Source organism: Streptomyces sp. NPDC029674 (assembly GCF_044903205.1).
In the GTDB taxonomy this organism is placed as follows: domain Bacteria; phylum Actinomycetota; class Actinomycetes; order Streptomycetales; family Streptomycetaceae; genus Streptomyces.
Map to the genome: position 1 here is coordinate 1 of NZ_JBJDPY010000041.1, position 6,261 is coordinate 6,261.

Annotated in this window: 7 protein-coding genes; 1 reads left to right on the forward strand and 6 read right to left on the reverse strand. The window is 68.8% G+C overall.

Features of this window, described 5'->3' with window-relative positions; genetic code table 11:
- Positions 1 to 542: MarR family winged helix-turn-helix transcriptional regulator (locus ACI2L3_RS40080; RefSeq protein WP_404757425.1), on the reverse strand; the 542-nt coding region annotated here is incomplete at its 3' end.
- 174 nt (positions 543 to 716) lie between these two features.
- On the opposite strand from ACI2L3_RS40080, the gene ACI2L3_RS40085 reads away from it, so the two are divergent.
- Positions 717 to 1,778, forward strand: a complete 1,062-nt coding sequence (locus ACI2L3_RS40085) for an alkene reductase (RefSeq protein WP_404757419.1) — start codon at positions 717 to 719, stop codon at positions 1,776 to 1,778.
- A 67-nt stretch (positions 1,779 to 1,845) separates the two neighbouring features.
- Here ACI2L3_RS40085 and thpD read toward each other — a convergent pair whose 3' ends face one another.
- From thpD to ACI2L3_RS40110, 5 genes are all read right to left on the reverse strand, one after another.
- The gene (gene thpD, locus ACI2L3_RS40090) at positions 1,846 to 2,745 is read right to left on the reverse strand and encodes an ectoine hydroxylase (protein WP_404757420.1); all 900 of its coding nucleotides are present in this window, start codon (positions 2,743 to 2,745) and stop codon (positions 1,846 to 1,848) included.
- Positions 2,746 to 2,797: 52 nt separating this feature from the next.
- Positions 2,798 to 3,202: an ectoine synthase gene (locus ACI2L3_RS40095; protein ID WP_404757421.1), complete on the reverse strand. Its 405-nt coding sequence runs from the start codon at positions 3,200 to 3,202 to the stop codon at positions 2,798 to 2,800.
- Between the two features lie 51 nt (positions 3,203 to 3,253).
- Positions 3,254 to 4,525 (reverse strand): diaminobutyrate--2-oxoglutarate transaminase, encoded by a 1,272-nt coding sequence (gene ectB / locus ACI2L3_RS40100; RefSeq protein ID WP_404757422.1) that lies wholly within the window; start codon positions 4,523 to 4,525, stop codon positions 3,254 to 3,256.
- Between the two features lie 98 nt (positions 4,526 to 4,623).
- Positions 4,624 to 5,175 carry a diaminobutyrate acetyltransferase gene (gene ectA / locus ACI2L3_RS40105; protein ID WP_404757423.1) on the reverse strand — a complete coding sequence of 184 codons (552 nt, stop codon included), beginning with the start codon at positions 5,173 to 5,175 and terminating at the stop codon, positions 4,624 to 4,626.
- A 351-nt stretch (positions 5,176 to 5,526) separates the two neighbouring features.
- Positions 5,527 to 6,051, reverse strand: a complete 525-nt coding sequence (locus ACI2L3_RS40110) for a DinB family protein (RefSeq protein ID WP_404757424.1) — start codon at positions 6,049 to 6,051, stop codon at positions 5,527 to 5,529.
- Positions 6,052 to 6,261 lie beyond the last annotated feature (210 nt).

The following is a 6,261-nucleotide window of genomic DNA, read 5'->3' on the forward strand; positions in this document are numbered from 1 at the left end:
GGGGGCGCTGGCCGGTGGCGTGCGGCGGGGGGGGGGGGGCCGCGCCCCCCCGGGGGGGGGGGGCCCCCCCCCCCCCCCGCCGCCCCGGGGCAGTCCTCCGTCTCCTTGCACAGGTTCGTCTCGACCTTGGCAAGCAGCCCAAGGAGATCCGCCCGCTCCGACTCGCTCAGGCCGGCCAGCGTGTGGCCCTCCAGTTCGCCCCAGGCGCGCTCGACCTGGGCGAGCAGCCCGCAGCTGGCCGCGCTGGCCTCGACGAGCACGGCGCGCCGGTCGGCCGGATCGGGGCGCCGCCGTACGTGTCCGGCCTGCTCCAGGCGCTGCAGCATCTTCGTGACCGTGGAGGGGTCGAGGTCGACCGCCTTGATCAGTTCGGACTGGCGCACGGGGCCCGCGTCCCACAGGTGCATCATCACGAACTCCTGGCCGGGGTAGAGGCCCAGCCCCTTCAGGACCTTGCCCGCGGCGATGCGGTGCAGCCGCGCCACCCGGCTGACGGCGAGGCTGACGGGTCCCGCGTCGGCGACGCCGGACGCCCCGGGCATACAGACGGGGTCGGCCGTGGGGCCCTGCACGCTCTCGGCCTTCATCACGAGCTCCTGTAGTAGACGTCTCCGAAAACTTTACCTTGGTCGGCCAAGGAATGGGCTACAGTGACTCCCGGCGCGAATGATTGGCCGACCACATAAACCACGGCACCACCCAGCCCGGGAGTTCTGATGACCACCGCATTCGACCCGATCGACCTGTCCGGCACCCAGCTCGCCAACCGCATCGCCATGGCCCCCATGACCCGCAGCCGCGCCGGTGACGGCGGTGTCGCCACCGAACTGACCGCCGAGTACTACGCCCAGCGCGCCTCCGCGGGCCTGATCATCACCGAGGGAATCCAGCCTTCTGTGGTCGGCCAGGGATACCCGGATACTCCCGGCCTGCACACGGACGAGCAGGTCGCCTCCTGGCGCAAGGTGACCGACGCCGTGCACGCGGCGGGCGGCACGATCTTCGCCCAGCTCATGCACACCGGCCGCATCGGCCACCCCGTGCTGCTGCCCGACGGCCTGACCACCGTCGCCCCGTCGCCCGTCACCCCCGCGGGGCAGGTCTACACCGCCGAGGGCCCCAAGGACTTCGTCACCCCGCGCGAGCTGACCGGCGCCGAGGTCCGCGCCACCGTCGGCGACTTCGTCACCGCCGCCCGCAACGCCGTCGACGCCGGCTTCGACGGAGTCGAGCTGCACGGTGCCAACGGCTATCTGATCCACCAGTTCCTCGCGCCCGGCAGCAACCACCGCACCGACGAGTGGGGCGGCCCGGTCGAGAACCGCATCCGGTTCGCCGTCGAGGTGGCCTCGGCCGTCGCCGCGGAGATCGGCGCCGCCCGCACCGGCTTCCGCGTCTCGCCCGGCAACCCCTTCAACGACATCTCCGAGCCCGACCCGGAGCCGACGTACACCGCCCTGGTGAAGGAGCTCGCCGCGCTCGACCTCGCGTACCTGCACGTGATGGAGGTGGGTGAGGTACGCGAGCTCACCGCGAGGCTCCGCCGGGACTTCGGCGGCGTGCTCCTGCTCAACCCGCAGACGGAGGGGCCGACCGACCACCGGGCGCTGGCCCTGATCGAGGACGGCACCGCGGACCTCATCACGTTCGGCGCGCTCTTCCTCGCCAACCCCGACCTGCCGGCCCGCCTGAAGACCGAGGGCCCGTACAACACCCCGGACCAGGCCTCCTTCTACGGCGGCACCGAGAAGGGGTACACGGACTACCTGCCGCTGTGAGCACACACACGGCGAGCCGGCCCGGCACCCACGAGGGGTGCCGGGCCGGCTCGCCGCGTTCGTCAGGTCACCCCACCGGGGTGAAGTCCCGCGCCCCGATGTACTCGGGCCGGCGCACCGGCGCCGCGAACGGCTCCACCGCGGTGTTCTCCACGCTGTTGAACACGATGAAGACATTGCTGCGCGGATACGGGGTGATGTTGTCCCCCGAACCGTGCATGGCGTTGCAGTCGAACCACGTCGCCGAACCGGCCTCGCCCGTGAACAGGCGGATGCCGTAGTCGGACGCGAGGTGCGTGAGCGTCTCGTCCGACGGGATGCCCGCGTCCTGCATCTGCAGCGACCGCTTGTAGTTGTCCTTCGGCGTGGCACCCGCGCAGCCGAGGAACGTCTTGTGCGACCCCGGCATGATCATGAGGCCGCCGTTGGTGTCGTAATTCTTCGTCAGCGCGATGGACACCGAGACGGTCCGCATGTTCGGCAGGCCGTCCTCCGCGTGCCAGGTCTCGAAGTCCGAGTGCCAGTAGAACCCCGAGGCACCGAAGCCCGGCTTCACGTTGATCCGCGACTGGTGGACGTACACGTCCGAGCCGAGGATCTGCCGGGCCCTGCCGACGACCCGCGGGTCCGCCGCCAGCTTGCCGAAGAGCTCACTGATCTTGTGCACCTCGAAGATCGACCGGATCTCCTGGGAGCGCGGCTCGACGATGGAGCGCTCGTTCGCGCGCATCGCCGGGTCGTTCATCAGCCGCTCCAGCTCGGCGTGGTACACGGCCACTTCGTCCGGGGTGATCAACTGGTCGATCGCCAGGAAACCGTCCCGCTCGAACCCCGCCAGGTCCCCGGGCGTGATCGGCCCTGCCGCACCCGGCTCGGACCACACCACGGGGTCCTTGCGTTCGATGAGCACCTCTTCGGTGCCTCGGGTCGGGTACAGGTCGCTGGTGCGTTCGGGTGCGGTGGTCATGGTGTTGCCTGCCTCTCCTCTCGTACGGCCCTGTTCGGGATGTAGGTGGTGGTCAGTCCGCGTCCGGCTCCGTGAGCAGCGGGTACACGCCGTTCTCGTCGTGGTCCTCACGACCCGTGACGGGCGGGTTGAAGACACACAGGCAGTGGAAGTCTTCCTTGATCCGCATGGTGTGCTTCTCGTGCCCGTCGAGCAGGTACATGGTGCCCGGCGTGATCGTGTACTTCTCGCCGGTCGTGTCGTCGGTCAGCTCGGCCTCACCCTTGGTGCAGACGACGGCCTCGATGTGGTTCGCGTACCACATCGACGTCTCCGTACCCGCGTACAGGATGGTCTCGTGCAGCGAGAAGCCGACGCGCTCCTTGGCGAGGACGATGCGCTTGCTCTCCCAGGTACCCGACTTGGCCTTCACATGCCGGTCGGTGCCTTCTATGTCCTTGAACGAACGGACGATCACGGTGAGTTGGTTCCTTTTCTCTTACGGTGCCGGGGCTCGGTAGGCGCTCGGTCAGGCGGTCTCGCGGACCGCGCGGGCCAGCGTGCGCAGCCCCTCGTCCAGCTCGTCGGGGGTGATCGTCAGCGCCGGAAGGAGCTTGACGACCTCGCCCTCGGGGCCGGAGGTCTCGATGAGCAGGCCCAGTTCGAAGGCCCGCTTCGCCACGGCGCTCGCGCGGTCCTTGTCCAGGAACTCGATGCCCCAGACGAGTCCGCGGCCGCGGAACTCCTTGATCTCGGCGCGGTTCTCCTCGACGATCGCGGAGAGCACCTGCTCGACCTGCTCGCCGCGGGCGCGGGTCTGCTTCTCCATCGCCGAGCCGTCGGCCCAGTAGGCCTCCAGGGCGGCGGCGGCCGTCACGAACGCCGGGTTGTTGCCGCGGAACGTGCCGTTGTGCTCGCCCGGCTCCCACACGTCGAGCTCCGGCTTGAACATGCAGAGCGACATGGGCAGGCCGTAGCCGCTGATGGACTTGGACACGGTCACGATGTCCGGCGTGATGCCCGCCTCCTCGAAGGAGAAGAAGGCGCCGGTGCGGCCGCAGCCCATCTGGATGTCGTCGACGATCAGGAGCATGTCCCAGCGCTCGCACACGTCGGCGAGCTTGCGCAGCCACTCGGCGCGGGCGACGTTGATGCCGCCCTCGCCCTGGACCGTCTCGACGATCACGGCGGCGGGCTGGTTCAGGCCGGAGCCCTGGTCCTCCAGGAGCCGCTCGAACCAGATGAAGTCGGGGGTCCGGCCGTCGAGGTAGTTGTCGAACGGCATCGGCGTGCCGTGCACCAGCGGGATGCCGGCGCCGGCCCGCTTGAAGGCGTTGCCGGTCACCGCGAGCGAGCCGAGCGACATGCCGTGGAAGGCGTTCGTGAACGACACGATCGACTCGCGGCCCTTGACCTTGCGGGCCAGCTTCAGCGCCGACTCCACGGCGTTGGTGCCCGTCGGGCCCGGGAACATGACCTTGTACGGCAGGTCGCGGGGGCGCAGGATGACGTTCTGGAAGGTCTCGAGGAAGGCGCGCTTCGCGGTCGTCGACATGTCGAGACCGTGCGTGACGCCGTCCCGCTCGATGTAGTCGATGAGTGCGCGTTTCAGCACCGGGTTGTTGTGCCCGTAGTTGAGCGAACCGGCGCCGGCGAAGAAGTCGAGGTACTCGTGGCCGTCCTCGTCGTACATGCGGCTGCCCTGCGCGCGGTCGAAGACCGTAGGCCAACCGCGGCAGTAGCTGCGCACCTCCGACTCCAGGGTCTCGAAGACGCTCAGGTCGGGCTGGGTGATGGTCACAGCGGATCTCCTGGGAGATGGAAAGACGTGGGAGGTGGGGGGAGTTACGGGTGTTGCGGGTGTACGGGTGTTGCGTGGGTGCGAAGTTCGAGGGGGGATCAGTAGCCGAGTGGACCGATGCGGTACAGCACCTCGGGCTCGTGACCGCCGTCGGGGAACAGCCCCGCGTCGAACAGGACGGTCCGCTCCAGGGACGCGCCGTGGCGTTCCGTGTAGGAGGTGAAGAGCCGTTCGGACGCGGTGTTCCCGGGTGTGATGGTCGTCTCGACCGCGGTCAGCGCGCGCCCGGCGGCGACCTTCGAGGTCAGCCCGTCGAGCAGGGCGCCGGCCAGGCCGCGGCCGCGCTGCGCGTGGTCGACGGCGACCTGCCAGACCACCAGCGTGTTCGGCCGCTCCGGCCGGATGTACCCGGTGATGAAGCCGACCGGCTCCCCGGCGGCGTCCCGGGCCACGACGGACGTGGCGGCGAAGTCGCGGCACCAGAGCAGATAGCTGTACGACGAGTTGAGGTCGAGCACCTTCGAGTCGCGGGCGATCCGCCAGATCGCGGCGCCGTCGGCGACAACGGGACTGTCGAGTCGCAGCCCCTCCGGCATTTTCAGGAATTTCGCTAGCAGGTCGGTCGGTAGATCGGCTTGTGCAGCGGTCATGCGGATTGAATTTACCGAGCAATTTCTGGAATTGCATCGGGGGGAGGGGTTACATGAGAGCGCTTCATGTGTTATCAGGCGGGTGTGCGCGCCCGCATGAGCCTCGGCCGATTTGGGGCGTTCTGTCCGGGATTTAAGCCGCAAAACGGACCCAATGTGGAGTACGTCACACAGGCGTAACCCGCTTGAGACGTGCCCGAATTACGGTGATTGGTGCTGTCGAAACCTTAGTGTTTAGGTCTCCGGAAAGCGGGCAGAAGAATACGGGAAGCTGTGCTTGTCGAGTTTATAAACAATTCGTGAGAACGCGCGCGGGAATTCAAAGAGCTGCAAAGGAGCGGAGGGGTGGATTCACGATCCGGTGACCCCGTCGATGCGCTCCCTGAGGAGATCGGCGTGGCCGTTGTGCCGGGCGTACTCCTCGATGAGGTGGACGAGGATCCACCGCAGGCTGACGACGTCCTCGCCGCCCATGACGGCCGCCTCCTCGGCGCCGAGCCGCCCCGTGTCGTCGAGCGAACGCCCCGCGCAGATCTCCTGGCTGACGGCGACCTCGTCCTCCCACACCGCGAGCACCTCGGCGAACGACCTCGACCGGTCCAGGACGAAGCCGCTGCGATCCCCGTAGAGCGGCGCCACGTCACGCCCCGCGAACACGCGCTGGATCCAGTTCCGTTCGACCTCGGCGAGGTGCTGCACGAGCCCGAACAGCGAGAGCGCGGACGGCTCGACGGGCGTACGGAGCGCCTGCTCGTCGTCGAGCCCCGCGCACTTCACCATCAGGGTGGCGCGGTGAATGTCGAGCCAACTCGCCAGCATGTCCGGCTCGTCGGCGGTCAGCGGCGGGATGCGGCGGCCGTCCGGAAGCGTGGTCATGACAGGCACACTGCCATGGGACGGCGGCCGGCCGCAGCCATTTGGCACGGGGCGCGGACGCCTCCGGCGGGGGGAGGCGTGGGGGGTGGGCTAGGGCCTGTCCGGCGGATCATGTCGCGGGGCGCGGGGTCTGGCACTTCCCCAAGCTCTCGGCTTCGCTCGAGCAGGGGAGACCCCAACCCTGCGGCGTTGTCGTCGGTTGTCAACTCC